Annotated in this window: 20 protein-coding genes; 12 read left to right on the top strand and 8 right to left on the bottom strand. The window is 58.3% G+C overall.

Annotation, left to right across the window (positions count from 1 at the left end; all coding sequences use genetic code 11):
• Positions 1–134: 134 nt before the first annotated feature.
• Positions 135–1,376, bottom strand: a complete 1,242-nt coding sequence (ampC, locus tag LC059_RS10070) for a class C beta-lactamase (protein WP_226703721.1) — start codon at positions 1,374–1,376, stop codon at positions 135–137.
• A 186-nt stretch (positions 1,377–1,562) separates the two neighbouring features.
• Here ampC and LC059_RS10065 point away from each other — a divergent pair, with 186 nt between their 5' ends.
• Positions 1,563–2,153 (top strand): NUDIX hydrolase, encoded by a 591-nt coding sequence (locus LC059_RS10065; protein WP_226703720.1) that lies wholly within the window; start codon positions 1,563–1,565, stop codon positions 2,151–2,153.
• 10 nt (positions 2,154–2,163) lie between these two features.
• On the opposite strand, the gene LC059_RS10060 is transcribed toward LC059_RS10065, so the two are convergent.
• The 3 genes from LC059_RS10060 to hutI all read right to left on the bottom strand — a co-directional run bounded on the left by LC059_RS10060 (position 2,164) and on the right by hutI (position 7,066).
• Positions 2,164–4,653 carry a TonB-dependent receptor gene (locus LC059_RS10060; protein WP_226703719.1) on the bottom strand — a complete coding sequence of 830 codons (2,490 nt, stop codon included), beginning with the start codon at positions 4,651–4,653 and terminating at the stop codon, positions 2,164–2,166.
• A gap of 246 nt (positions 4,654–4,899) precedes the next feature.
• Complete coding sequence (hutG, locus tag LC059_RS10055; RefSeq protein ID WP_226703718.1) at positions 4,900–5,853, bottom strand: formimidoylglutamase; 954 nt, start codon at positions 5,851–5,853, stop codon at positions 4,900–4,902.
• Positions 5,837–7,066: an imidazolonepropionase gene (hutI, locus tag LC059_RS10050; protein WP_226703717.1), complete on the bottom strand. Its 1,230-nt coding sequence runs from the start codon at positions 7,064–7,066 to the stop codon at positions 5,837–5,839. The genes hutG and hutI overlap by 17 nt, the downstream gene beginning before the upstream one ends.
• Positions 7,067–7,488: 422 nt before the next feature.
• Here hutI and hutC point away from each other — a divergent pair, with 422 nt between their 5' ends.
• From hutC to hutH, 3 genes are all read left to right on the top strand, one after another.
• On the top strand, positions 7,489–8,226 hold the full coding sequence (gene hutC / locus LC059_RS10045; RefSeq protein ID WP_226703716.1) for a histidine utilization repressor: 738 nt from the start codon (positions 7,489–7,491) through the stop codon (positions 8,224–8,226).
• Positions 8,227–8,476: 250 nt separating this feature from the next.
• Positions 8,477–10,150, top strand: coding sequence for a urocanate hydratase (hutU, locus tag LC059_RS10040; protein ID WP_226703715.1), 1,674 nt, complete (start codon positions 8,477–8,479; stop codon positions 10,148–10,150).
• Positions 10,151–10,221: 71 nt separating this feature from the next.
• Positions 10,222–11,772: a histidine ammonia-lyase gene (hutH, locus tag LC059_RS10035; RefSeq protein WP_226703714.1), complete on the top strand. Its 1,551-nt coding sequence runs from the start codon at positions 10,222–10,224 to the stop codon at positions 11,770–11,772.
• A gap of 46 nt (positions 11,773–11,818) precedes the next feature.
• On the opposite strand, the gene LC059_RS10030 is transcribed toward hutH, so the two are convergent.
• The 4 genes from LC059_RS10030 to LC059_RS10015 all read right to left on the bottom strand — a co-directional run bounded on the left by LC059_RS10030 (position 11,819) and on the right by LC059_RS10015 (position 13,789).
• On the bottom strand, positions 11,819–12,163 hold the full coding sequence (locus LC059_RS10030) for a hypothetical protein (protein WP_226703713.1): 345 nt from the start codon (positions 12,161–12,163) through the stop codon (positions 11,819–11,821).
• Between the two features lie 94 nt (positions 12,164–12,257).
• Entirely contained in the window at positions 12,258–12,560 is a 303-nt protein-coding gene (locus tag LC059_RS10025; RefSeq protein WP_226703712.1) for a superinfection immunity protein, read from the bottom strand.
• Positions 12,561–12,650: 90 nt separating this feature from the next.
• Positions 12,651–13,283 carry a hypothetical protein gene (locus tag LC059_RS10020; RefSeq protein WP_226703711.1) on the bottom strand — a complete coding sequence of 211 codons (633 nt, stop codon included), beginning with the start codon at positions 13,281–13,283 and terminating at the stop codon, positions 12,651–12,653.
• 8 nt (positions 13,284–13,291) lie between these two features.
• Complete coding sequence (locus LC059_RS10015) at positions 13,292–13,789, bottom strand: RNA polymerase sigma factor (protein WP_226703710.1); 498 nt, start codon at positions 13,787–13,789, stop codon at positions 13,292–13,294.
• A 320-nt stretch (positions 13,790–14,109) separates the two neighbouring features.
• Here LC059_RS10015 and LC059_RS10010 point away from each other — a divergent pair, with 320 nt between their 5' ends.
• The 8 genes from LC059_RS10010 to LC059_RS09975 all read left to right on the top strand — a co-directional run bounded on the left by LC059_RS10010 (position 14,110) and on the right by LC059_RS09975 (position 25,348).
• The gene (locus LC059_RS10010; protein WP_226703709.1) at positions 14,110–16,191 is read left to right on the top strand and encodes a S9 family peptidase; all 2,082 of its coding nucleotides are present in this window, start codon (positions 14,110–14,112) and stop codon (positions 16,189–16,191) included.
• Between the two features lie 100 nt (positions 16,192–16,291).
• Complete coding sequence (locus tag LC059_RS10005; RefSeq protein ID WP_226703708.1) at positions 16,292–17,875, top strand: aminopeptidase P family protein; 1,584 nt, start codon at positions 16,292–16,294, stop codon at positions 17,873–17,875.
• 187 nt (positions 17,876–18,062) lie between these two features.
• Positions 18,063–18,455, top strand: coding sequence for a MerR family transcriptional regulator (locus tag LC059_RS10000; protein ID WP_226703707.1), 393 nt, complete (start codon positions 18,063–18,065; stop codon positions 18,453–18,455).
• 45 nt (positions 18,456–18,500) lie between these two features.
• A complete protein-coding gene (locus LC059_RS09995) occupies positions 18,501–19,670 on the top strand; it encodes an isovaleryl-CoA dehydrogenase (RefSeq protein ID WP_226703706.1) in 1,170 nt (389 codons plus the stop codon).
• Between the two features lie 174 nt (positions 19,671–19,844).
• On the top strand, positions 19,845–21,452 hold the full coding sequence (locus LC059_RS09990) for a carboxyl transferase domain-containing protein (protein ID WP_226703705.1): 1,608 nt from the start codon (positions 19,845–19,847) through the stop codon (positions 21,450–21,452).
• A 99-nt stretch (positions 21,453–21,551) separates the two neighbouring features.
• The gene (locus LC059_RS09985) at positions 21,552–22,349 is read left to right on the top strand and encodes an enoyl-CoA hydratase/isomerase family protein (RefSeq protein WP_226703704.1); all 798 of its coding nucleotides are present in this window, start codon (positions 21,552–21,554) and stop codon (positions 22,347–22,349) included.
• 72 nt (positions 22,350–22,421) lie between these two features.
• Positions 22,422–24,428 carry an acetyl/propionyl/methylcrotonyl-CoA carboxylase subunit alpha gene (locus LC059_RS09980; protein WP_226703703.1) on the top strand — a complete coding sequence of 669 codons (2,007 nt, stop codon included), beginning with the start codon at positions 22,422–22,424 and terminating at the stop codon, positions 24,426–24,428.
• On the top strand, positions 24,428–25,348 hold the full coding sequence (locus LC059_RS09975) for a hydroxymethylglutaryl-CoA lyase (RefSeq protein WP_226704115.1): 921 nt from the start codon (positions 24,428–24,430) through the stop codon (positions 25,346–25,348). Before LC059_RS09980 ends, LC059_RS09975 begins: the two co-directional genes overlap by 1 nt.
• Positions 25,349–25,370 lie beyond the last annotated feature (22 nt).

Here is a 25,370-nt window from a genome sequence, read left to right as displayed (position 1 = left end):
GCGGTGCCAATGTATCTACCAGATGCACGCAGCGTGCCAATAGTCGGCAGCATGCTCCCCCCCTAAACGAAACTCACCATCCCCATATTGCAGCAGGCCCAGGCCGAAAACCAGGCAGCGTAAGCACCTGTGCCCTAACTGGCGGAATCTGACTGCACAGCACCTGTTGCGACGGTGACTTCCGGCAATACGGCCTCCAGAATTTTGTACAGCATGGCAACGCGCTCATCGCCTGGAAAATACTTGTTCGCCAGCAGTACAAAGCCAAATTGCTTTTCCGGAATAAACGCCACATAAGTAGAGAAGCCGCCGGTGGAGCCGGTTTTGTTGATCAGTACGTTGCGTTGTGGCCTAAGCGCAGGGGCAATTGCGGTAACCGGGTGATCCTCACGAATCATTTTGCGCGAGTTGCCCGCGAGCAGAGTGTCCTTTTTCAAAGGCAGCGAGTACTGCTCCCACACCATGTCCTGCACATAATAGTCCGTGCGGAAAAAGCCCCTCCGTGTTGCCTGCAGTGCCTGGTTGATATCCGGGGCCACCTTGACCAGCTCCATCTGTGCGGCCAGGTAGCGGGTAAGATCGGCGGCCGTGGAACGAACACCATAGGCCTCCTCTCCCAACAGACCAATGTTCACGCGTACCGGCTGATGCCTGCTGTTGTGTCCCTCTGCGTAACTGCGCATCTGGTCATCGGGCACCTTGAGAAAGGTGTGCGACAGACCAAGCCCACGAAATACCGACTCCTGCATCGCCTTGTCGAAAGGCTGATTCAGGCTGCGCGCGGCCACCACACCGAGCAGGCCGCTGCCAGGGTTGGCGTAGGTACGCTTGCTGCCGGGGGTGTATCCAGGATCCCAGTTGCGGAAGTACTCCAGTAGCGCGTCCTCGTTATCCACCTCCGCCGGCACCTGCAGCGGAAAGTGCCCGGCGGTATGGGTGGCGAGGTTCAAAACCGAGACTGAGTCCATAGCACTGCCGCGCAGCGCCGGCAGGTATGCGCTCACCGGCCGGCTAAAATCCAGTGCACCCTTGGCCTCGGCGTAGGCGGCCAGGGTTGCGGTAAAGGTCTTGCTCACCGAGCCGATTTCAAACAGCGTGTGCTCGGTGACGGGCTCACCACCTTCCAGGGCAGTCTCACCCAGATTGAAAAAGAAGGGCTCACCATTAATGGTTAGCGCCAGCGCCATCCCCGGTACCTGGTGCCTCTCCACCACAGGCTGGATCGCATCGATAACGACTGCCTCCAGCTGCTCAGAGGTGAGCGCGCTTGCCTGTACCCCATGTGACGCCAGCATCCATATAGCGAACGCGGAAGACAGCGCACGCAATAGCGGCAATAGACAGCGGGGGCGAAGAGAGGCAAATACTGGCGGCATGAAGCGTCCTTGTGAAACTGTTGATTATTGTCCGTGTCTGACCCTGAGTATGACTGTTGGCGGGGCAATTAGTGCAAAATCAGTGACGGATAACCCTGTCAAAGCGAAAGAGTACTCGAAAGCCGCGCCGTGCCTCGGATACACTTTACGTAATCCCAAGTGTGCAGTGAAAGCAGTTCCGGGCCCATGCGATCATTTTTGAAAAAAGCCATTCTCCTGTTGCTGGCACTCGGCATGCTGGCAGCCTTGGCGTTTGTGGCCTTCCCGGGCCTCAAGTATGAGCTGTACCGCAAACTGCCGCCGAAAATCCGCTGGAACATTTCCTATGCCCTCACTGACAAGTTTGTGGTGGGTATGGTGTACTTCGTGGAGCGCAACAATCAGCTGCTGCTGGTGCGTCACTCCTACCAGGACAAGTGGGCGTTGCCAGGGGGCTGGGTGGAGCGCAACGAATCCTTTGAGGAGTCGGCGCGCCGCGAGCTAAGCGAGGAGCTGGACATCAAAATTGATGACTTCGAGGTGCTGGAAGTCAACAAGGTACCGCGCTCGGGGATCATCAATATCGCCATTCGCGGGCGCCTCATGGAGAAGCAGGTGTCAATCCGCGACGGGGAAATCTACGGCTACCGCTTTTTCGATCTGCACCGGCTGCCGGACGACGTGATCTACACCCACAAACCCTATATCAAGCGGTACCTGGAGGCGCGCCGGCCTCCCCGGGAACTCCCCCCGGAAGAGCCGGCACCGTCCAAACCACCGGAACGGCAATCGCCCTGACCCCAGTGGGTCAGAAGTTGTAACGCACTTCCGCGCCGTAAGAGCGAGGCTCAGCAACCGAGGTATAAGGGGTGCCAAACACCGCCAGAGTACGTCCACTGGGGATATTGGCCCGCTCGTTATCCAGCAGATTCCGCCCCCACAGCGCCAGTTCGTACTGACCACCGCCACTCATCCACACAATACGCCCATTCAAACGCTTGTCGTCTTCGCCCACACCATCGATCGCGCTGAAACTCTCCAGGTAACCTGGCTCCAGCGCGTCACTGTTTTCGGCGTAGATATAGTCCAGGTGAACGTTCAGCTCACCCACGGGGATTACCGGCGCCCAATCCATGGTCGCTGTGTAGGCGGTATTCACGGAGGACTTCTGGCGCTCGGACTGGAGCTCCCCCCGAGCGTCGTAGTAATCCTCCCACTGGGAATCCGCATCTCGCACCGTAGTCACAAAACCGAAGCCGAGGGTTTCTGTCGCCAGCCAGTCCAGCGTTACTTCCACACCATTAAACTGCTGGTCGCCATTGATGACCCGCGGCAGGGCGTTGGCCGACTCCGGCGGCTTGCTCTCGACACTGCGCTGGCGATTGTCGACGCTCATATCGAAGTAGCTAAGCTGCACCTGAAGCGTATCCATCAGGGTACCCTTGAGGCCAAGCTCGATGTTTTCGACCTCCTCTGGCTCGATTGGGTTTTCCGCCGTCAACAGGTTGAGCGAGTCGAAGCCGCCGGACTTATAGCCTGTAGAGTAAGAGAGGAACGCCATGGCGCTATCGCTAAACATATACTGACCGACCAGGCGGCCCGTGGTTGCACTCCAGTCGTCCGAGGCCCGCAGAACCCCTTCGCCCACGTTGTAGGCGTCCGCTGCGGAGAAAATAACTTCCTCTACCCCATCGCGCTGGTCGCGGAAGTTTGTACCGGGGGTTTCCCAGGTGAAGGTTTTCTCATCGGTGCTGTAGCGCAGGCCGGCGAGCACATTGATCTTATCGGTCAACGCGTAGTCCACATCGACGTAGAGGCCGTAGTTGGTAAAGTCGCCGGTATTTTCCACCGCCTCAGTCCAGTATTGGCCAGAAAACTGTTCAGGGCCGAACAGCATGCCGGTGCCCAGTTGCGCACCGATCGCGTCATAGTAGGCGTCGGCCTGGGGTAGCGGTCCAACGCCGATAACGGAGGTGAACGTGTTCCAGTCGCCCTCATCCCACAAGTGCTCGACGGAATCCAGCGCTGCCAGAGCGTAGGCTGCCGCGGCATCCCCAGCACCTCCGTCTCCCGGCATTCCACCCACAGAAAGCGCCGCCCCATAGGCCACCTGGTCGCGCAGGTCCTGGTTGTTGACGATATCGCCAGTGACCAGGCGCGTGACCGAGGCTGCAGAAGCCGTGACATTAGTGCGCTGGTAGATATTCTCTTTGGAATAGTTCGCTCCCATCACCGCGTTAAGCTGGTCGCTGCTGAAATTCACCTGCAACTCGTGATAGGCGATATCGGAATCAAAGATGTTGTTGGTATCCAGATATCGGGTGATATCCGCAGTTCCATCCTCTTCTTCCCGGTTGGTGGTTTCCCACTGGCGGAAGCTGGAGACCCACTTCAGGCTCCAGTTGTCATTGAAGGTGTGTTTTAGCTTGGCATTGACGGTGGACATGGAGCGGGTTTCACCGCCGTTGACCACATCGTTCTCCACCCGGTAATCGAAAGGATCTGTACTGTAGGCGTATTCACTCACGCCGATTGCCTGGCGCGCGGCGTTATCCACCTCGTCCCAATCATATGAGAGCTGTGCGGATGTGTTTGCGCTGATTTGCCAGAGCGCCGACAGGCGACCAGTCAGGATGTCTTCAGCACCGGCGTCGGCACTACCCGGCGTGACATTCTCAACGAAGCCATCGCGCTGATAGCTCATCAGGTTTCCGCGCAGAAAGACATTATCCGTCACCGGCGCGTTGATCATGCCCTCCACCTGAGCGAGACCAAAGTTTCCAGCGCGTGCGGAGACAAAAGCATCGAAGTCGGCCTGCGGCTGATTCGGTACCAGATTGACGGTACCAGCAGCGGCGTTACGCCCAAACAGTGTTCCCTGCGGACCTTTGAGAACTTCTACCCGCTGCATGTCGGCAAACGACATGGAGGTGGCCGGCGCCGGCACATAGGCATCGTCGTAAAACACCGCCACCGACGGATCGCCGCCGGCACTGATATTGGAACTGCTCACCCCGCGGATACTGAGCGCGGACTGGGTGATTCCCGAACCCACTTCAAACCCCGGAACATAAGCGGCCATATCGCTGAGTTTCAGCGCGTTGGTGTTATCCATATCGGCAGTAGAAAAGGTGTCCACCGTCACCGGCACTTCGAGCGCATTCTGTTCGCGCTTCTGGGCGGTAACAATGATTTCCTCGACAACAGCAGCGTTGGCCAAAGAAGGTACAACCGAACCGGCGGCAACGGCTATGGCGAATGCAATAGGCCTCCGCCCGCTAAACTGGCGCTTAGTCATAGTGATCCCCGACTTGTTATTGATTTTAGATAAAGACCACCCCGGTGGGCCCAACCGCACCTGGCACCATCGTACCAATTAAGAGCCGCACGCTATTTGGGATGCGCTTCAGTCACGAAGCTAACACAACGACTAAGACGTCACTATTCAAGTAGGGTCATTCACTCCTGTTTGTGCCCAAAACAAGATTTATTCCTCAAAAAAACCGGCCAAACTGCAAGCAATGTTGCAGTTCAGCCAAACGAGCTAGCCTTTGACACCGTTGGCGATCTGGAAGATAACCCGGGCCGCGGTGCGCGCAGCGTGGTCTTCGATATCGAAATACGGATTGAATTCGGCGATATCCGCCAGGCACACCTTCTTCGATTCCAGCACCGTATCCAGCAGCGGTTCGAACAATTCAAATGCTACGCCGCGTCCAGCCGGAGCGCTCACCGCGGGCATGGTGGCCGCCGGGAACACATCGAGATCAACGGTGAGATATACGAAATCCACCCGCTCGATAAAATCCGCAATCTGCTTCTGCACCAGCTCGATCCGCCAGGGCACGATTTCACGATCGGAAATGACCTGGGCCCCAAGTTCCTCCGCACGGTTGTAAAGCGCCGGGGTATTGGCGGTGGCCGCGGCTCCCACACACAGGTAGTGGAATGGGCGGCCGTTAACATCACACTGCTCGGCGATCTGAAAAAAAGGCGTGCCGGAGGAACCTTTCGGCGCGGGCAGGCGCAGATCGAGATGGGCATCAAAGTTGATAATACCCAGTGTCTTTTCACGCTGCTGCTCGCGCATCCAGCGCGCTATTCCCTGATAACTACCGTAAGCAATCTCGTGCCCCCCGCCGAGCACCAGCGGGAAGTGGCCGGCGCTCATCAGATCAGTAATGCGCGCACCCAGCATGGCCTGCCCGGATTCCAGGTCGTCTTTCTCAACCTTTACGTTGCCGGCGTCATACAGCGGCGCGCCAAAGGTTTTGGGCAGGTTGGCCAGAGCCAGCCGCAGGATACGCGGTCCCTTGGCAGCACCGATCCGGCCCTTGTTGCGGCGCACCCCTTCGTCCGAGGCAAACCCGAGAATGGCGAGCCCCGGTGGACTGTCGAGATGCAGCGGTACTATGTCCTGGTGCCAGCGCTTGCCGGCCTTGCCGTCTTCACTGTCGACCCGCCCGCTCCACAGGCGCATATCAGCCAGCTGTAACATGTTGTCCCCCTACAAAAATTTCCGCGGGTTTCAGGGCACCCACCTCATAAGCCAGCTGGTCTGGAGTTTCCATCGGCCACAGGGCCATGTCCGCGCGCAGGCCTGCGTGCAACACACCGCGGGAGCAGCACACACCAAGGGCGCGCGCAGCAGAACGGGTGACACCGGCGAGCGCCTCAGCCGGGGTAAGACCAAACAGATTGCAGCCCATGTTCATCATCAAACGCAGTGAAGCAATCGGGCAGCTGCCCGGGTTCAGATCGGTAGAAATGGCCATGGGTACACCCGCTGCGCGCAGCTTTTCGATCGGCGGCACACGGGTTTCCTTCAGGGTGTAGAAGGCGCCGGGCAGCAAGACCGCGGCGGTGCCACTTTCGGCCATGGCGGCGACGTCTTCATCGGTGATGTACTCGATATGCTCCACCGACAGGGCGCCGGCGCGGGCGGCCATTCTGGTGGCGCCAGTGGCGGCAAGCTGTTCGGCGTGGACTTTAACCGGCAGGTCGAGGGCCTGTGCGGCCTTGATCACCCTCTCGCACTGATCGACGGAGAAGGCGATGTTTTCGCAAAACATGTCGACGGCATCGGCCAGCTGCTCTTTGGCAACGGCCGGCAGAATCTCGTTGCACACCAGGTCGATATAATCGTCGGCGCGGCCGTCGTATTCCGGCGGCAGGGCGTGGGCGGCGAGGCAGGTGGTGAGAATATTCACCGGGTAGTGTTGCGCCAGGCGGCGGGCAACACGCAGCTGCTTGAGCTCGGTATCGAGATCGAGGCCATAGCCGGACTTGATTTCGATGGTGGTGACGCCTTCGCGCAATAGCGCTTTGAGTCTTGGCTCGGCCTTGTGGTAGAGGTCTTCGGCGCTGGCCGCGCGAGTGGCGCGGACGGTAGAGAGAATACCGCCACCGGCACGGGCGACTTCCTCATAGCTTTCGCCACCGAGACGACGGGCAAATTCGCCGGCACGGTGGCCGCCGTAGACAAGGTGGGTGTGGCAGTCGATCAGTCCGGGGGTCAGCCACTGACCCTCGCCGTCGATCACGGTATCGGCTACCGCATCCGGCAATTCCCGGCGCGGCCCTATCCACACAATCTTGTTGCCCGTAACCGCCACCGCGGCATCCTCCACTGCGCCATAGGCCCCGGGTAGGGACGGATCCATGGTGGCCGCGTGGACATTGGTAATCAGAAGATCACAGCGTTCAGTCATAGTCGCTCACTGAATTGGCGTTATTTGTAACGATAGCTCTGTTGGAGGGATCTGGCGCAGATTCTCACGGAGCATTGGTCTGGCTCTGTGGCGGTTGGGCACTGGGGGCAAGGTTTCAGGACCGAGCTAGGCGCCCCCCTGTGAATACGTCCATGTACACTGCGTCGGCGACATCCCTGTCGCCGACGCTCCTGAAACCTTGCCCCCAGCACCCAACCTTCAATTTACGCTTTTACGACTCCACTCGGTTTCGCGGACGCTCGCAAGCCCCACGCATATAGGAACCTGCCTATAGACGGACAACTACCCACCTATTGACAGCGTTCCTCTTCAAATTCATAGTTGCCCTATTGATTAGTTGTATATACAAGAATGTACAACCAGGCAGCCACTTTACCCGAGCAGGCAAAGACCACACAAGTATGCGCAGTCAGTTATCCACAGGCACCCCCGATACCGGCAGCCAGCCCCGCTACGCCGCGATCAAGGCACATATCCGCGCCCAGATCGAGTCCGGTGAATGGCCCGCCCACTTCCGCGTGCCCTCGGAAAACCAGCTCGCCCAGGATTTCAACGTCAGCCGCATGACCGCCCGCCGCGCACTCAGCGAGCTCACCGATGAAGGCGTGCTGATTAGGTCACAGGGCCTCGGCACCTTCGTCGCCGAACCCGTTCCTGCGGGATCCCTGCTGGAAGTGCGCAATATTGCCGACGAAGTTGCCGCCCGTGGTCACAGTTATAGCAACCGCATCCTCAAACTGGAGCAGACAACTGCCAGCACAGAGGTCGCTGTCGCCCTAGGCCTCGCCGAAGGCGCGGCGGTGTTCCACTCGATCATCGTGCACCTGGACAACGACCTGCCGATCCAGTTTGAAGAACGCTATACCAACCCCACGCTGGTGCCGGAATACCTGCAGCAGGACTTCAGTGCGGCTACACCAAATGAATACCTGACCCGCGTGGCTCCGTTGACGGAGGTTGATACCACGGTAGAAGCGATTGGCGCGGATGAGTCGGTTGGTAGTGCACTGGATATAAAACCGGGAGCGGCGTGCCTGCAGATCTGGCGACGCACGAAAAGTAGCGCGGGCACGGTGAGTTTTGCGCGGCTGGTGCATCCGGGTAATCGGTACCGATTGGGTGCGCAGCTCAGGTTTTAAATTCAAAGCCAAACGCTACGAAGCACAGCAACGTGAATAGAAGGCGGGGTGCCGGGCAAGGGTTTTCAGGAGCGTCGGCGACAGGGACGTCGCCGACGCAGCGTACAGGGATGTATACACAGCGGTCCTGAAAACCCTTGCCTGGCATCTCGCCGCCACAGAACCAAAATCCGAAGTACTCAATACCACAGGGCCAAAAGCCCACAGATCTCAATTTCAAACCAAGAATTTGGAAATAGACGAGGCAACCATGACCGACAAACGTCACGACCCCAGCCGTAAAATTGCCGCACCGACCGGCACCAAGCTGAACGCAAAAAGCTGGCTTACCGAAGCCCCACTGCGCATGCTGATGAACAACCTGCACCCGGACGTCGCCGAGCGCCCGGAAGACCTGGTGGTTTACGGCGGTATCGGCCGTGCCGCACGCGACTGGGAGTGCTACGACAAAATCGTTGAAGTACTGCAGCGCCTGGAAGACGACGAAACCCTGCTGGTGCAATCCGGCAAGCCCGTCGGCGTATTCAAGACCCACGCCGACGCTCCTCGCGTACTTATCGCCAACTCCAATCTGGTACCCCACTGGGCCAACTGGGAACACTTCAACGAGCTGGATAAAAAAGGCCTGGCCATGTACGGCCAGATGACCGCTGGCTCCTGGATCTACATCGGCTCCCAGGGCATCGTCCAGGGCACTTACGAAACCTTTGCCGCGGTTGCGCGCAAACACTTCGACGGTGAAGCCAAGGGCAAATGGGTACTCACCGGCGGCCTCGGCGGCATGGGCGGCGCACAGCCGCTGGCCGCCACCATGGCCGGTTTCTGCATGATCGCCGTCGAGTGCGATGAAACCCGCATCGACTTCCGCCTGCGCACCGGCTACGTGGACAAGAAAGCCACCAGCCTCGACGAAGCCCTGGCGATGATCAACGACGCGATGGAGAAAGGCGAAGCCATCTCCGTCGGCCTGCTCGGCAACGCCGCCGACGTCTTCCCGGAAATTGTCGAGCGCGGCATTTTGCCCGACTGCGTTACCGACCAGACCTCCGCGCACGATCCGCTGAACGGATACCTGCCTAAAGGTTGGACCATGGAGCACGCCGCCGAGATGCGCAAAAAAGACGAAGCGGCGGTAGTTAAAGCAGCCAAGGAATCCATGGGTATCCAGGTCGAGGCCATGCTGGCGCTGCAAGAGCGCGGCGCTGCCACTCTCGACTACGGCAACAACATTCGCCAGATGGCCTTCGAAGTGGGCGTGAAGAACGCATTCGACTTCCCCGGTTTTGTACCGGCCTACATCCGCCCGCTGTTCTGCGAAGGCATCGGCCCGTTCCGCTGGGCGGCACTGTCCGGCAACCCGGAAGACATTTACAAGACCGACGCCAAGGTAAAAGAGCTGATCCCGGACAATCCGCAGCTGCACAACTGGCTGGACATGGCTCGTGAGCGCATCCAGTTCCAGGGCCTGCCCGCGCGTATCTGCTGGGTCGGCCTGAAAGACCGTGCGCGCCTGGCACTGGCCTTCAACGAGATGGTCGCCAACGGCGAACTGGAAGCGCCGGTGGTGATCGGTCGCGACCACCTCGACTCCGGCTCTGTTGCCAGCCCCAACCGCGAAACCGAATCCATGATGGACGGCTCCGATGCGGTATCCGACTGGCCGCTGCTAAACGCACTGCTGAACACCGCCTCCGGCGCTACCTGGGTGAGCCTGCACCACGGCGGCGGCGTCGGTATGGGCTTCTCCCAGCACTCCGGTGTTGTGATCGTGTGTGACGGTACCGAAGCGGCGAAGAAACGCATTGAGCGCGTACTGTGGAACGACCCGGCTACCGGCGTTATGCGCCATGCAGATGCCGGCTACGACATTGCGAAAAACTGTGCGCGCGAGCAGGGCCTCGACCTGCCCATGCTGAAAGACTGATTCAACCTATTTAATTCGCCATGCCCGGTCGGCATGGCGAACGTAAAAAAATATTCTCGGTGAAAACTTTTATGTACCAACTGGAAATCACCCCGGGCCAACTGAGCCTGGAACAGCTGCGCCGCGTCGCCCGCGAGCCGGTTAAATTGAGCCTGTCGAAAGACGCCCACGCCGCGATTAATGCGTCCGCCAAAACGGTTGCCGACGTACTGGAGCAGGGCCGCACCGTGTACGGTATCAACACCGGTTTCGGTCTGCTCGCAAATACCAGCATCAAGAAAGAAGACCTGGAAACCCTGCAGCGCGCCATCGTTCTGTCTCACGCCGCCGGCACCGGCAACTTTATGAGTGAAGACACCGTGCGCCTGCTGATGGTGTTGAAAATCAACTCCCTCGCCCGCGGCTTCTCCGGCATCCGCCTGGAAGTGATCGAGGCATTGATCAAACTGGTCAACGCCGGCGTCTACCCCGCAATTCCGGAAAAAGGCTCCGTGGGCGCCTCCGGCGATCTGGCACCGCTGGCACATATGAGCGTGGTACTGCTCGGCGAAGGGGAATGCTTTATCAACGGCGAGCGCAAGTCCGCATCCGAAGGTCTGCGCTTCGCAGAAATGCGCCCGGTCGTGCTGGCACCGAAGGAAGGTCTGGCACTGCTGAATGGCACCCAGGCATCCACCGCGTTTGCCCTGCAGGGACTGTTCTCTGCGGAAGATATGTTTGCGGGCGCCGTGGTCACCGGCGCTCTGACACTAGAAGCGGCCAAGGGCTCACGCCGTCCATTTGACGACCGCATCCACATGGTGCGCGGCCAGCAGGCACAACGCGACGTGGCGGCAAGCTATCGCGAGCTGCTGGGCGACCATAGTGAAATCGGCGAGTCCCATGAAGACTGTGAAAAGGTACAGGACCCCTACTCCCTGCGCTGTCAGCCTCAGGTGATGGGCGCCTGCCTGCAGCAGATCCGTTTTGCTTCAGAGGTGTTGCTGGCGGAAGCCAACGGTGTGTCCGACAACCCGCTGGTGTTTACCGACACGGAAAACCCGGAAAATTCCGACATCATCTCCGGCGGCAACTTTCACGCGGAACCGGTGGCCATGGTGGCCGACAATCTGGCGCTGGCCATTGCGGAAATCGGCTCCCTGTCCGAACGCCGCATGGCACTGTTGATTGACTCCAACCTGTCCGGCCTGCCGCCCTTCCTGGTGGACAACGGCGGGGTGAACTCGGGCTTTATGATCGCGCAGGTAACTTCTGCCGCACTGGCGAGTGAGAACAAGACTTTTGCCCACCCGGCGAGCGTCGACTCACTGCCGACTTCCGCCAACCAGGAAGACCACGTCTCCATGGCTACTTTTGCCGGTCGCCGCCTGCGGGACATGGCCGACAACACCTGCGGCATCCTCGCGGTAGAACTGCTGGCGGCCTGCCAGGGCCTCGACTTCCGCGCCCCGCTGAAAACGACAGAGAAACTGGAAAACGCGAAGGCCGCACTGCGCGAGCGCGTGCCCTTCTACGACAAGGACCGCTACTTCGCACCGGACATCGAGGAGGCCAAGCAGCTGCTGGCAAGCGCGTATTACCGCGAGTACCTGGCAACAGAAATGTTGCCCAGCAACCGCTAACCGCCCCGCTCTTCTCTGAATGCCGGTGGAAGTCCTCTGCCGGTGTTCAGTGCCCTTTGACGATGTCCACTGGCCCGTGATCGTCGCAATGATCCCCGTGCACATGATGCAGGCGGCCATCCACCAGATAATCAAAATGATCCCCATGCGGCACCCGCTCGTGCCCGCAACCTGGACCGTGGGTGTGACCCGGCGCGCAACCGGGGTTCAATGGCCTGCACGCATTTGGATTGGTGGCATTCACTTCCAGCACGTGCTCGCTATTGGAGCCCCCGTCCGGATGATGCAGGTGACCATCCTGCAGATAGTCGACATGGTCACCGTGCTTGATGGCTGTGTGCCCGCACTTGGCGTTATGCTTGTGGGATTGGCTGTCTGACTTGTCCACCATCGAATCTCCTTCGAGCTAGGGTAAACAAAAGATATGGCACAAGAATGCAAATTGCGCCACCCGCCAAGCCAACTGGGACGCGAATTCCTCCAGGTTACCCGCCCGCTTTTGCTGGCTGCCCTGCAGCACCAGAGCCGTACTTTGCCGCCAGCTTGCCACTCATTTTGCCCGTAGCCGCCCACACCAGCAGCGCCACCCAGGCGATCCATGAAAGCCCAGCCGGGATATTGGCGAGAAAGATTTTCCCCAGATGTCCACGGTTAAAGAAGACGGCGAGCACGCTCGGCAAAAACCAGATCGCGAAAAAGAAAATAATGAATACTGCGGTTTGAACTGGATCCATCTGTGCAAGCAGATCGAGAAAGCCGGAAAATTTTTGTTCAAGGTTCGACAACATAATTGAAATCTCTTTAATGATTGGGATTATTCATTCGCTGATCGATCAACACCTTTTCTGTAGTACCGGCATCATCCCTTTTCTTACAATTTATTTTTCATTTATTTCGATATTCTCCCGCTGCCATTTCTCAATCTGCTGTTCGCCGCTTTTTATTCGGCGCCAGTACCAGGCACTCCACACACTCATGGCCAGCGCAAATGCAGATATCCAGGTAATGGCGAACCAGCCATCACCCTCGAAAATGGGCTCCAGCCACTCAAACCGTGACAACCACTGCCACACCGCAAAAATCCCCAGCTCCGCAATAAAAAATAGCCAGGTAAACCGCAGCATACGACGCTTGCGCACCAGGCGCAGTCGAGCCAGATCCAAGTAGCCGCGCACGGACTCCTCCAGTGGCTCCCACACCCCGCGGCGATTGGACACAGAGAAGGCCATGGCCCACGCCAAAAGCACAACTACCAGCAGTGCACGCCAGGGTGCATCACTGACGTCGCTACGCAGCATCAGGTAAACGCCACCAATGCCGACCACGATCGACGCAATCCATTCAAGCCACGCATACAACCGCATACGCCGCTCCTGCTTGCCAACTTGTGCGCGGATGGCTTCAGGCACAGGCAGCGTAATTGGGGCCTTATGCCAAAGATTGGCCAGCTCCTGCAAGCCGTCACCTGCATCTTGAGCAACCGCTGGCTTACCATTTTCATGTTCACTCATATGTTGACTCACACCGTTCCACTCAATTTTTTATTTAGGCGCTCGCGGGCGCGATTCAGGCGTACCGCCACGTTTGATTCGCTGATGCCCAGCACCTCCGAAATCTCGCTGTAACTCAACCCCTCAAAACGAAGAGTCAGAACCTGGCGCATCCCCAGCGGCAGCAGGGACACTGCATGTATCAATCGCTCGGCATCCCGGCTCTGCACCAGCTGCGTCTCGGGCCCCGGACGCTCGTCGGCGACCGTTTCCAGTTCCTCGCCGCCTTCACTGTCGCGGCGACGTGCCAGCTGAGTGACACTGCGGTTGTGGGCGATGCGGTAAATGAAGGTGCGCAGGCTGGAATCACCACGGAAACCGGGCAGGGCCCGCCAGATGGCCAGCCATATCTCCTGCACCAGGTCCTCCCGCTCGGCCTGATTGTGCACATAGCTGCCTGCTAGGCGCGCAATGCCACCACCGCAGTCCTCAATCAATTGCTGAAATTGTTGTTCGCGCGCGTCCAAGTTGTGGTTCTTCTATCCATGTATTTAGGGCCGCCAGTTTGCGGGTATTGCCACCTACTGTACCCAGCGGCGCCAAAACCTTACATAATTTTTTCAACCCTGAATTCCAGAGTCGGCGACGCCGAACGTGCTCTCAACCCTCGGAAAAACGCTACTCAATACTTAAGGACATGCCTTTATTGACAAACGTCCAAAATTTCAACGTATTTGCCTCGCGACACGCCACTCCATCATTTCATCCAGTCTCATCCTGTGTAATTCTGAACGCGATGTTGCATTGATGTACCCCTTTAACACCCTCACACCCAAGGAATCTGGCAATGAACAGAAACTGGAGAGTTATAGGTGTATTCGCCATCGCAGGTTTGATCGCGGCATGCGCCCCAAAACAAGAAACCACCTCCGCGAAAACCAATACGGTATCTAAAACGGTCGAAACCACTCCATTGATTGACCGGGAGTTGTTGTTCGGCAACCCCGCCCGCTGGCAGGGGCGCCTGAGCCCGGACGGCGAAATGATGAGTTTTCTCGCCCCCTTGAACGGCGTGATGAATATCTGGGTGGCACCTGCAGGTGATTTCGATGCCGCCAAGGCTGTTACCGCAGACACTGGTCGCGGCATACGGCAACATTTCTGGTCGCTGGACAGCGAAAACCTGCTGTTCATCCGCGACAACAACGGGGATGAAAACTGGCACTTGTTCAGTGTTGATTTGCAGACAGACGAAATTACCGACCTCACCCCATACGAAGGCATCTCGGCCACGATGATCGCGCAAAGCGAGGACCATCCCGGGCAGGTTGTCGTCGGCATCAACGACCGGGATCCGCGCTGGCACGATCCCTATCTGGTCGACCTGCAGACAGCGGAGCGCACGCTGCTAGTGGAAAATACCGGCTTTTCCGAACTGATTGTCGACCACGACCTGCAGGCAAGACTCGGGATGACCCCATCCGCCGATGGTGGATTTACAGTGTCACAAAAAATCGAGGAAGAATGGGTAGAGCTGTTCGACATCCCCCGGGAGGATGCGCTCACCACCTATGTTCTCGGCTTCGACAAAGACAACAGCGGCATCTATCTGCAAGACAGCCGTGGTCGCGACAAAGCCGCACTGACACATATGGTACTCGCCTCTGGCAAACTTACCGTGCTCGCCGAGTCCGAGAAGGCAGACATTTCCAGTGTGGTCATGAACCCCACCGACCACACGCCGATGGCCTACGCGGTCAATTACCACAAGCATGAATGGATGGGACTGGATGAAAAGATCAAGGACGATATCGCCGCACTGAACAAACAGGCCAATGGCGATATCACCATTCTCGCTACCACACTGGACAGCATGCAATGGCTGACCGCCTCTGCTCGCGATACCGAGTCCGATGTATACGAAGTTTTCGACCGCAGTACCCAAACCCTGACCACCCTGTTCGAGGGTAAACCGGAACTCAATGAGTTTGCGCTTCCGCGCAGTTATCCACAGACCATCCAATCCAGGGACGGCCTGGAACTGGTGTCTTATTTAACTTTGCCTGTTGAAGCAGACAAGGGCGGCAAAGTCGATGCACCAATACCCATGGTGTTACTGGTGCATGGAGGTCCCTGGGGACGGGACAACTTCGCAGATAGCGCCCGCGCCAGCTGGCTCGCCAATCGCGGTTATGCAGTGCTGCAGGTCAACTTCCGCGCATCCACCGGCTTCGGCAAGAATTTCGTTAATGCGGGCAATGGTGAGTGGGCCGCCGCCATGCACAACGACCTGCTGGATGCAGTGGACTGGGCCATCGACAGAAGAATCACCTCCAAGGATACCGTGGCCATCATGGGCGGCAGCTACGGGGGCTATGCAACGCTTGTCGGCCTTACCTTCACACCGGAAACCTTCGCTTGCGGTGTAGATATTGTGGGCCCGTCCAATCTGAATACCCTGCTTGAATCCGTGCCTCCTTACTGGGAAGGCTTCAAGAAAGTGCTGCACAGCGCGGTCGGAAACCCGGAAACCGAAGCCGGCAGAAAACTCCTCGAAGAGCGCTCCCCGCTCAACTTCGTCGACAATATTAGCAAGCCTCTGCTGATCGGACAGGGTGCCAATGATCCCCGGGTAAAACAGGCCGAGTCGGACCAGATTGTCAGCGCCATGCAGGCCAAGCAGTTGCCGGTAACTTACATCCTGTATCCCGACGAAGGCCACGGTTTCCAGAAGCCAGAGAACCGCCTTTCGTTCTACGCCACTACCGAGTCTTTCCTCGCGGATTGCCTCGGCGGACGCCACCAGCCCATTGACGACGATCTGTCGGATTCCAGTATCCAAGTGGTGCAGGGTGTCGAGTTTGTACCCGGTCTCAAAGAAGCGATTGCGAAAAAATCGCTCATCGCCACCAACACGTTAGAAGACTGATCACTCTCGGAAGCCAGTCTACTCACGTACCTGCACCGGCCTGTCCGGTGCGGGGTATCAAATATTCATCCGGTATTATGGATCGCCAGAAAGGACGCTTATGAATCCGCTCAACCGCTACCTTGGCCTGCTGGCACTCGCCTGCATTGCCACTCTATCGCCCGCGCTCTCCACTGCCGATACGGAAAGCGAGGCGAATATCGACCTGTCATCCAACTATTTCTCGGCAAAAGAATACAAACAACGTCGCGCACGCGTATTCGAAGCCATGGGTGAAAATGCAATACTCATCCTGCTCTCCGAGAAGGGAAAAGTCAGAAATGACGATGTGGAATGGCCCTTCCGCCAGGACCAGAACTTGCTTTACCTTACCGGCCTCAACACGCCCGAAACGCACTTGGTGATGATCAAGAGCGGCCGCGAACAGCAGGCACACCTATTCCACCAGCTCGACAACCCTGATTACGAGAAATGGCACGGCAAGTTACCGGACGAAGATACTCTGAGGACTGCCACCGGAATTGAACATATCCGCAGCAGCAAGGACTTTGACGAATTTCTCGACTTGCTGTTCAGGGGATATAACACCAAGATCCGCAAGGGCCGCGAACACTTCTTCGACAAGCCGGAATACCCCCAGCTGGTTAATGCCATTCGTGAGGGTACCGCTTCGCTTTGGTTGTCGCTTGGCAATCGCCGCGGACTGGAAAAAATTCCTCGTCCCCGGGAATCCAGCTATGCGGAAAAATTCAAAACCCGTTTTCCCGAATTGCGAATCGCCAATATCTCTCCAATCATCCACACGCAGCGAGAAGTAAAGTCTGATGCGGAACTGGCCGCACTCAAGCGCGCCATCGACATTACGGTTGCCGGTCACAAGGTTGCCATGCGCAGCGCGCCAGTGTCGGAGTACGAATATCAGGTGAAGGCTGCCATCGACTATCTTTTTGCCGCCCACGGTTCCCACTGGGGATTCCCCGCAATTACCGCTTCGGGGGACAATGCAGCCATTCTGCACTACGCCCACCCACACGAACAGATTGATCATGAGGGACTATTCCTCGTCGATATCGGCGCAGAAGTCGAGCACTACACTGCCGATGTAACCCGTACGTTTCCAGCAAGCGGGAAATTTTCAGACAAACAAAAAGAAGTCTACGCGGCCGCGCTGAACGCTTCTGATCGCGCCATTGCAGCGGCGCGTCCCGGACGAGACATCCTGGATATCGAACGAGCAATTTTGGATTCGCATGCCGAGTCGCTTATGGAACTGGGTTTGATTACCGAACAGACCGACGAACAGGTGCACATGTACTACTGGCACAGCTACGGCCACTCCATTGGCTTGGATGTTCACGATACACTGAACCGTTATGGCAAGTTGCGCGCTGACATGGTGATCGCGATCGAACCCGGCCTATACATCCGCCGCAACGTGGTGGAGAACTCCGATACATACCAATCACTGGACGAAGAAGCGCAGGCGAGTATTTCCAAAGCGCTGGAAAAATACGACGGTATCGGTGTGCGCATTGAGGACAACGTCCAGATTACCGCTCGCGGCGCGACACTGCTGTCTGCCGCAGCCCCCAGAACAATCGCAGCCATCGAGGACTTTATGACCTCTGGTGACGAAACCGCTTTCAACCCGAGCAATTTCATGCTCTCTCGCGCAACCGACTAATTACGTCAGGCGCCCCACTCTCCGGGGCGCCAGCTTCCTCCACCTAGCGCGCTCTAACTACCCGACCCCAATATGACCGCAAACACCCTACTAGTCATGACGCAGTTTAAATTAAAGTTTACGTTAACGTAAACGTCAACTAGACTTCGGGCAGAATTGAGGACTATCCCATGAGCGCCCCCGCCCAATGAGCACCAACACTGCTGACAGCTACAGCATCTCCGAGCTGGCCCAGGAGTTCGGGATTACCACCCGCACCATCCGCTTCTATGAAGACAAGGGGCTACTGACTCCCCAGCGCCGAGGTCAGACGCGGGTGTACACACCGGAAGACCGGGTGCGCCTGAAGCTGATCCTGCGGGGCAAGCGTCTGGGATTCTCGCTGGATGAGAGCCGGGAAATCATCGATATGTACGACCCGGCCCACGGCAATGTGGAGCAGCTCAACCGCCTCCTCGACCGTATCGATGCAAAACGGCAACAGTTACGCCAGCAGCAGCGGGACATCGAGAAGATGCTCGCGCAGCTGGACGACGCCACCGCCCGCACCGAGGCGGCACTCAAAGAACACTCTAACTGAACCTGGTTTTAAACCATCGCTGACTGATTCACTGCGGAGCAGCCCATGAATACCCCTTACCCAACCCTGAACTTTGGCCTCGGTGAAGACATCGAAATGCTGCGGGATATGGTCTACAAGTTCTGCCAGGCAGAACTGGCCCCGCGCGCGGCGCAAATCGACGAAGACAATCTGTTCCCCGCCGACATGTGGAAAAAGTTCGGTGAGCTGGGCCTCCTGGGTATGACCGTGGAAGAGGAATACGGCGGTTCCAACATGGGTTACCTGGCCCACGCGGTAGCGATGGAAGAAATCTCCCGCGCATCTGCGTCCGTCGGCCTGTCCTACGGCGCCCACTCCAACCTGTGTGTAAACCAGATTCGCAAGAACGGCACCCCGGAGCAGAAGGCGAAGTATCTGCCCAAGCTTTGTTCCGGTGAGCATATCGGCGCGTTGGCGATGAGTGAGCCGAACTCGGGTTCCGATGTGGTGAGCCTGCAGCTGAAGGCGGAGAAGAAGGGCGACCGCTTTATCCTGAACGGCAACAAGATGTGGATCACCAATGGTCCGGACGCGCACACTTATGTGATCTATGCGCGCACCGAGCCGGGCATCAGCTCCGGCGGTATTACGGCGTTTATCGTCGAGCGCGGCTTCAAGGGCTTCTCCCAGGCACAGAAGCTGGACAAGCTGGGCATGCGCGGTTCCAACACCTGTGAGCTGGTGTTCGAGGACTGTGAGGTGCCGGAAGAAAACATTCTGGGTCAGCTGAACGGCGGTGTACGCGTGCTGATGAGCGGTCTGGATTACGAGCGCACAATCTTGTCCGGCGGCCCGGTGGGCATCATGCAGGCGTGCATGGATATCGTTGTGCCGTACATTCACGAGCGCAAGCAGTTTGGCAAGGCGATCGGTGAGTTCCAGCTGATGCAGGGCAAGGTTGCGGATATGTATGCAGACCTGAACGCGAGCCGCGCCTATCTGTATGCCGTGGCGAAGGCCTGTGATCGCGGCGAGGATTCGCGTAAGGATTCCGCTGCGGTAATCCTGTTTACTGCGGAGCGTGCAACGCAGATGGCCCTTCAGGCGATCCAGACCCTGGGTGGTAACGGCTACATCAATGAATACGCAACCGGTCGCCTGCTGCGTGATGCCAAGCTGTATGAAATTGGCGCGGGTACTTCCGAGATCCGTCGCATGTTGATCGGGCGCGAGCTGTTTAACGAGACTCGCTAAGTTTTTTATATTTCGGTGGCGGTGCTGCTGCCGGTGCGGGTTTACCAGACACGTCGTGAACCCATCCCTGGGGACTCTTCTAAAACATCCCTGTTTTAGAAGGTCTGGTAAACCCGCACCGGCATCAGCACCTTCGCATCCAGATTCTGACTACGAATTGGCCTCGTATTTTTTATGAATCAGATTCAGAGCAAAATAAATTCCCGCGATCCTGCGTTTGCGGAAAACCGCGAGCAGATGCAGAGCATTGTTGATGACCTGCGCGAAAAGTTGGAAACCATCGCCAAGGGCGGCAGTGAGCGGGCGCGGGAGAAGCATGTCTCCCGCGGTAAATTACTGCCTCGCGATCGCATCGACGCGCTGCTGGACCCGGGCAGCCCGTTCCTGGAATTCTCCCAGCTCGCCGCCTACGACGTTTACGGTGAAGACGTGCCGGCTGCGGGAATTCTCACTGGTATCGGCACCGTTGCCGGTCAGCCCTGTGTGATCGTCGCCAACGATGCGACGGTTAAGGGCGGCACCTATTACCCGCTGACGGTGAAGAAACACCTGCGAGCGCAGACGATTGCCGAGCAGAACAACCTGCCGTGTATTTATCTGGTCGACTCCGGTGGTGCCAACCTGCCGCGACAGGATGATGTGTTCCCTGATCGCGAGCACTTCGGGCGCATCTTCTTCAACCAGGCGAACCTGTCCGCGAAAAACATTCCGCAGATTGCGGTGGTGATGGGTAGCTGTACCGCGGGTGGTGCCTATGTACCGGCGATGGCAGATGAGTCCATTATGGTGAAGGAGCAGGCCACCATTTTCCTGGCTGGGCCGCCGCTGGTGAAGGCGGCTACCGGTGAAGAGGTTTCGGCAGAGGAGCTGGGCGGTGCGGAGGTGCACTGCAAGACTTCCGGGGTTTCCGACCACTTTGCCAATAACGATACCCATGCACTGGAGATCGCGCGCAATTCGGTGGCGCGACTGAACCGGGTGAAGAACCCGGGGCTGGATGTGCGGAAGCCGATCGAGCCGATTTATCCACCGGAAGAAATCTACGGCATCGTGCCCAGGGATTCCCGTCAGCCGTTTGATGTGCGCGAGATTATCGCGCGGGTTGTGGACGGTTCCGAATTCGATGAATTCAAGGCAATGTACGGTACTACCCTGGTGACCGGCTTTGCACGCATTCACGGTTACCCGGTGGGTATTGTTGCCAACAACGGCATTCTGTTTGCCGAGAGCGCGCAGAAGGGCGCGCACTTTATCGAGCTGTGCGCACAGCGCAATATCCCACTGGTATTCCTGCAGAACATCACCGGTTTTATGGTCGGCAAGCAGTACGAGGCAGGTGGTATTGCCAAGCACGGCGCCAAGATGGTCACCGCGGTTGCCACCGCCAAGGTGCCCAAGATCACTATCCTGATCGGCGGTTCTTTCGGTGCCGGTAACTACGGCATGTGCGGTCGCGCCTACGACCCCAACTTCCTGTTTATGTGGCCAAACGCGCGCATCTCGGTGATGGGCGGTGAGCAGGCTGCGGGAGTGTTGGCTCAGGTGAAGAAAGACCAGATGGCGGCGAAGGGCGAGGACTGGAGTGAGGAAGAAATCGCCAAGTTCAAGCAGCCGATCATCGACGACTACGAGCACCAGGGGCATCCCTATTACGCTTCCGCACGCTTGTGGGACGACGGCGTGATCGACCCGAAAGATACGCGCACCGTATTGGGGTTGTGTCTGGCCGCAGCCACGCACAAAGAGCCAGAGGAAACCAAGTTCGGAGTTTTCCGGATGTAATTCGCTGAACAAGCGTAAACGCATCCACCGCCCCCTCGGCACCAAGTTTAAAGATCAGGTAGGGTGAGCCACTGGCTCACCTAATGAATAGGAATCACCATGACCGAAAAAATGCTGTGCGAAATCGACAACGAAGGCGTTGCCACGGTTACCCTGAACCGCCCTGAAATCCACAATGCCTTTGACGATGACCTGATTCGCCAGCTCGGCGAAACCTTCGACAACCTCGCCCGCAGTGGCGGTGTACGTGTATTGATTCTCGCCTCTAACGGCAAAAACTTCTCTGCCGGTGCCGACCTGAACTGGATGAAGCGCATGGCGGACTACAGCGAAGAGCAAAATCGTACCGATGCCGCCACACTCGCTGCCATGCTGCACAAACTCGACAACTTCCCCGCCCCTACCATCGCCCGCGTACAGGGTGCAGCGTTTGGCGGCGCGGTTGGTTTGGTGAGCTGTTGCGATATCGCCATCGCCGCCGAGCGCGCCAGCTTCTGCCTGAGCGAAGTAAAAATCGGCCTGCTTCCGGCCACTATCAGTCCCTACGTCATCAACGCTATCGGCACCCGCCAGGCGCGCCGCTACTTTGTTACCGCCGAGCGCTTCTCCGCCGAGCGCGCCAAAGAAATTGGCTTGGTTTCCGAAGTGGTCCAGGAAGCCGAACTTGATCTGACGGTACAGAAGCTGGTGAACAGCATTACCGACAACGGTCCCAACGCCGTGACCATGGCCAAGCAATTGGCAATGTCCATGTCCAACCGAGTTGTAAATGACGAGCTGCAGGGGCAGACGAGTGCGTTGATCGCTGCCGTTCGTGTTTCTCCGGAAGGACAGGAAGGGTTGAGTGCGTTTCTGGAGAAGCGCGCACCCAGCTGGATGAATACCAGTGAAGAGTAAGAAAGTCGGTAAATACAGCAAAACTTACGAAGTACACAAACTAAACATAGCGTTGAAGAACCAGAGCAAGCCATGATTCGCAAACTGCTGATCGCCAACCGCGGCGAAATTGCCTGTCGTATTATCCGCACCGCGCGTCGCCTCGGCGTCGCCACCGTTGCGGTTTATTCAGACGCAGATGCCAACGCCCTGCACGTCCAGCAGGCCGACGAAGCCGTCCACCTCGGCCCCGCACCGGCCAAAGAATCCTATCTGGACATCGACAAGGTCCTCGCCGCCGCCAAACGCACCGGCGCCGACGCCATCCATCCAGGTTACGGCTTCCTCTCCGAGAATGCCCACTTTTGCCGTGCCTGCGAGGAAGCCGGCATCATCTTCGTCGGCCCACCCGCCGGCGCCATTGATGCAATGGGCTCCAAATCCGCCGCCAAGCGCATCATGGAAGAAGCTAAAGTCCCTCTGGTACCCGGCTACCACGGCCAGAGCCAGGATCCAGGAATCCTCGAGGGTCACGCCAACCGCATCGGCTATCCGGTACTGCTCAAGGCCGCTGCCGGTGGCGGTGGTAAAGGCATGCGGCGCGTAGATAACCCCGACGACTTCCACGCAGCACTGGACGCAGCCAAGCGCGAGGCGCGCAACGCCTTCAACGACGACATCATGTTAATTGAGCGTTATGTGGTGAATCCACGCCATGTGGAAATCCAGGTGTTCTGCGACAAGCAGGGTAAAGGCGTTTACCTGTTCGAGCGCGATTGCTCTGTACAGCGTCGCCACCAGAAAGTGGTTGAAGAAGCACCCGCACCCGGGCTCTCCCCAGAGCTACGCAAACAAATGGGTGAGGCCGCCCTGCGTGCCGCCCACGCCATCGGCTATGTGGGCGCCGGCACGGTGGAATTCCTGCTGGATGCCGGCGGCTCTTTCTACTTTATGGAAATGAATACCCGCCTGCAGGTAGAACATCCGGTGACCGAAATGATCACCGGCCAGGATCTGGTCGCGTGGCAGCTGGCAGTGGGCGCGGGTGAATCGTTGCCACTGGAGCAAGACGACCTGCATATCGTCGGCCACGCCTTCGAAGTGCGTATTTATGCGGAAGACCCGGACAACGACTTCCTGCCAGCGACGGGCAAACTGTTGCGCCACCAGCCGCCGCGCGAAGACAAATCCGTACGCGTTGATACTGGCGTGCAGACCGGTGACGAGATCAGCGTGCACTACGACCCGATGATTTCCAAACTGATCGTGCACGGCCGCAACCGCCGCGAAGCGCTGGGCAAGCTCGATCGCGCGCTGCAGAAATATCAGATCGCCGGCCTGCGCCACAATATCGAATTCCTGCGCCGGGTGGTCAACCACACTGCGTTTGTGAACGGTCGGGTAACCACCCATTTTATCGAAGACCACGAGCAGGAAATCCTGCAGCAGGAACAGCAACTACGCGCGCAACAGTGCGCAGCCATTGCCGCCTTCCTGCACCACAGTGAAGCCCGCGCACAGCACCGCAGCGCGCCGAAAGCGGATCCATTTTCACCGTGGCACAGCGGCAGCAACTGGCGCAACGGCCTGACTGTGTGGCGACACAAAAAAGTCGAAGTACATGGCCGTGAAATCGAAATTCATTTCTCTGGCAGTGAAGACAACCTGCAGTGGCGATGCGACGCCGCGGTAGACGCGCAGAGCGGCACCATATTGGCCGTGCACGGCCAGAACGTGGCAGTGCTGGACGGGCGCCGAGTGAATTATTCCAGCGTGGCCCACGATAATGAGGGCACCGTATTTGTCAGTGGCGAACAGGTGGACTTCAAAATCCTGCCGCCGGACACCGGCGAAAGCGCCGATGCCGCCCACGGCCTTGAAGCGCCCATGAACGGCACCATCGTCACGCTGCTGGCGGAGCCCGGGGCCAAGGTCAGCAAGGACCAGCCTCTGCTGGTCATGGAGGCCATGAAAATGGAGCACACATTGCGAGCGCCGGCAGACGGCACCGTCAATCAGTTCTTCTGCGCCGCCGGCGAACTGGTGGATGGCGGCAGCCTGCTGATCGACTTCAACGCAGAAGGCGGGGAGAGTGCATGATGAACCTGCCTGCGCGCGTAAAGATTGTCGAAGTGGGCCCCCGCGATGGCCTGCAAAACGAGAAGCAACCCATCTCGGTAGAGACCCGGGTTCAGTTGATTGACCTGCTGAGCAACAGTGGCCTCAAGGTGATCGAGGCCGGCAGTTTTGTCAGCCCCAAATGGGTGCCGCAGATGGCCGCCAGCGAAGAAGTACTCGCTGGTATACGCCGTGAGCCCGGTGTTACCTACAGCGCCCTCACCCCCAATATGGTGGGCTATGAACGAGCGCGGGAAGCAAAGGCGGATGAAGTGGCCGTGTTCGGCGCGGCCTCCGAGAGCTTTACCCGCAAGAACATCAACTGCTCCATTGAGGAAAGCCTGGAGCGCTTCCGCCCGCTGGCGGAGCAGGCTCGCGCCGATGGTATTCCAGTACGCGGTTACGTCTCCTGCGTGCTGGGCTGCCCCTACGAGGGCGAGATAAAACCGCAGAAAGTGGCGGAAGTCAGCAAAGCGCTGCTGGACATGGGCTGCTACGAAATCAGTCTCGGCGACACCATCGGTGTCGGCACCCCGGAAAAGGCCCGCCATATGATCGAGGCCGTGGCACAGCAGGTGCCACTGCAGAAGCTGGCGGTGCACTTCCACGACACTTACGGCCAGGCACTCGCCAACATATACGCCGCCCTTCAGGCTGGCGTCGCAGTGGTGGACTCGGCAGTAGCCGGGCTTGGAGGCTGCCCTTACGCCCGCGGTGCCTCCGGTAATGTGGCCAGCGAAGACGTGCTGTATATGCTGGACGGGCTCGGCATCCACACCGGCGTGGACCTGGGCCGCCTGGCGAAGGCCGGCAACTTTATTTCCCAGGCGTTGGGGCGCGAAAGCAGCTCGAAAGTCGCCCGCGCCATTGCAGGGGAATGCGGGGTCATCAAGGGCGATTGAGGTGAATAGCGGTCACGGGATA

Source organism: Microbulbifer elongatus (assembly GCF_020524885.1).
In the GTDB taxonomy this organism is placed as follows: Bacteria; Pseudomonadota; Gammaproteobacteria; order Pseudomonadales; family Cellvibrionaceae; genus Microbulbifer; species Microbulbifer elongatus_A.
Note: the sequence above shows the minus strand (reverse complement) of the source record. Positions and strands in the feature narration are given on the sequence as shown.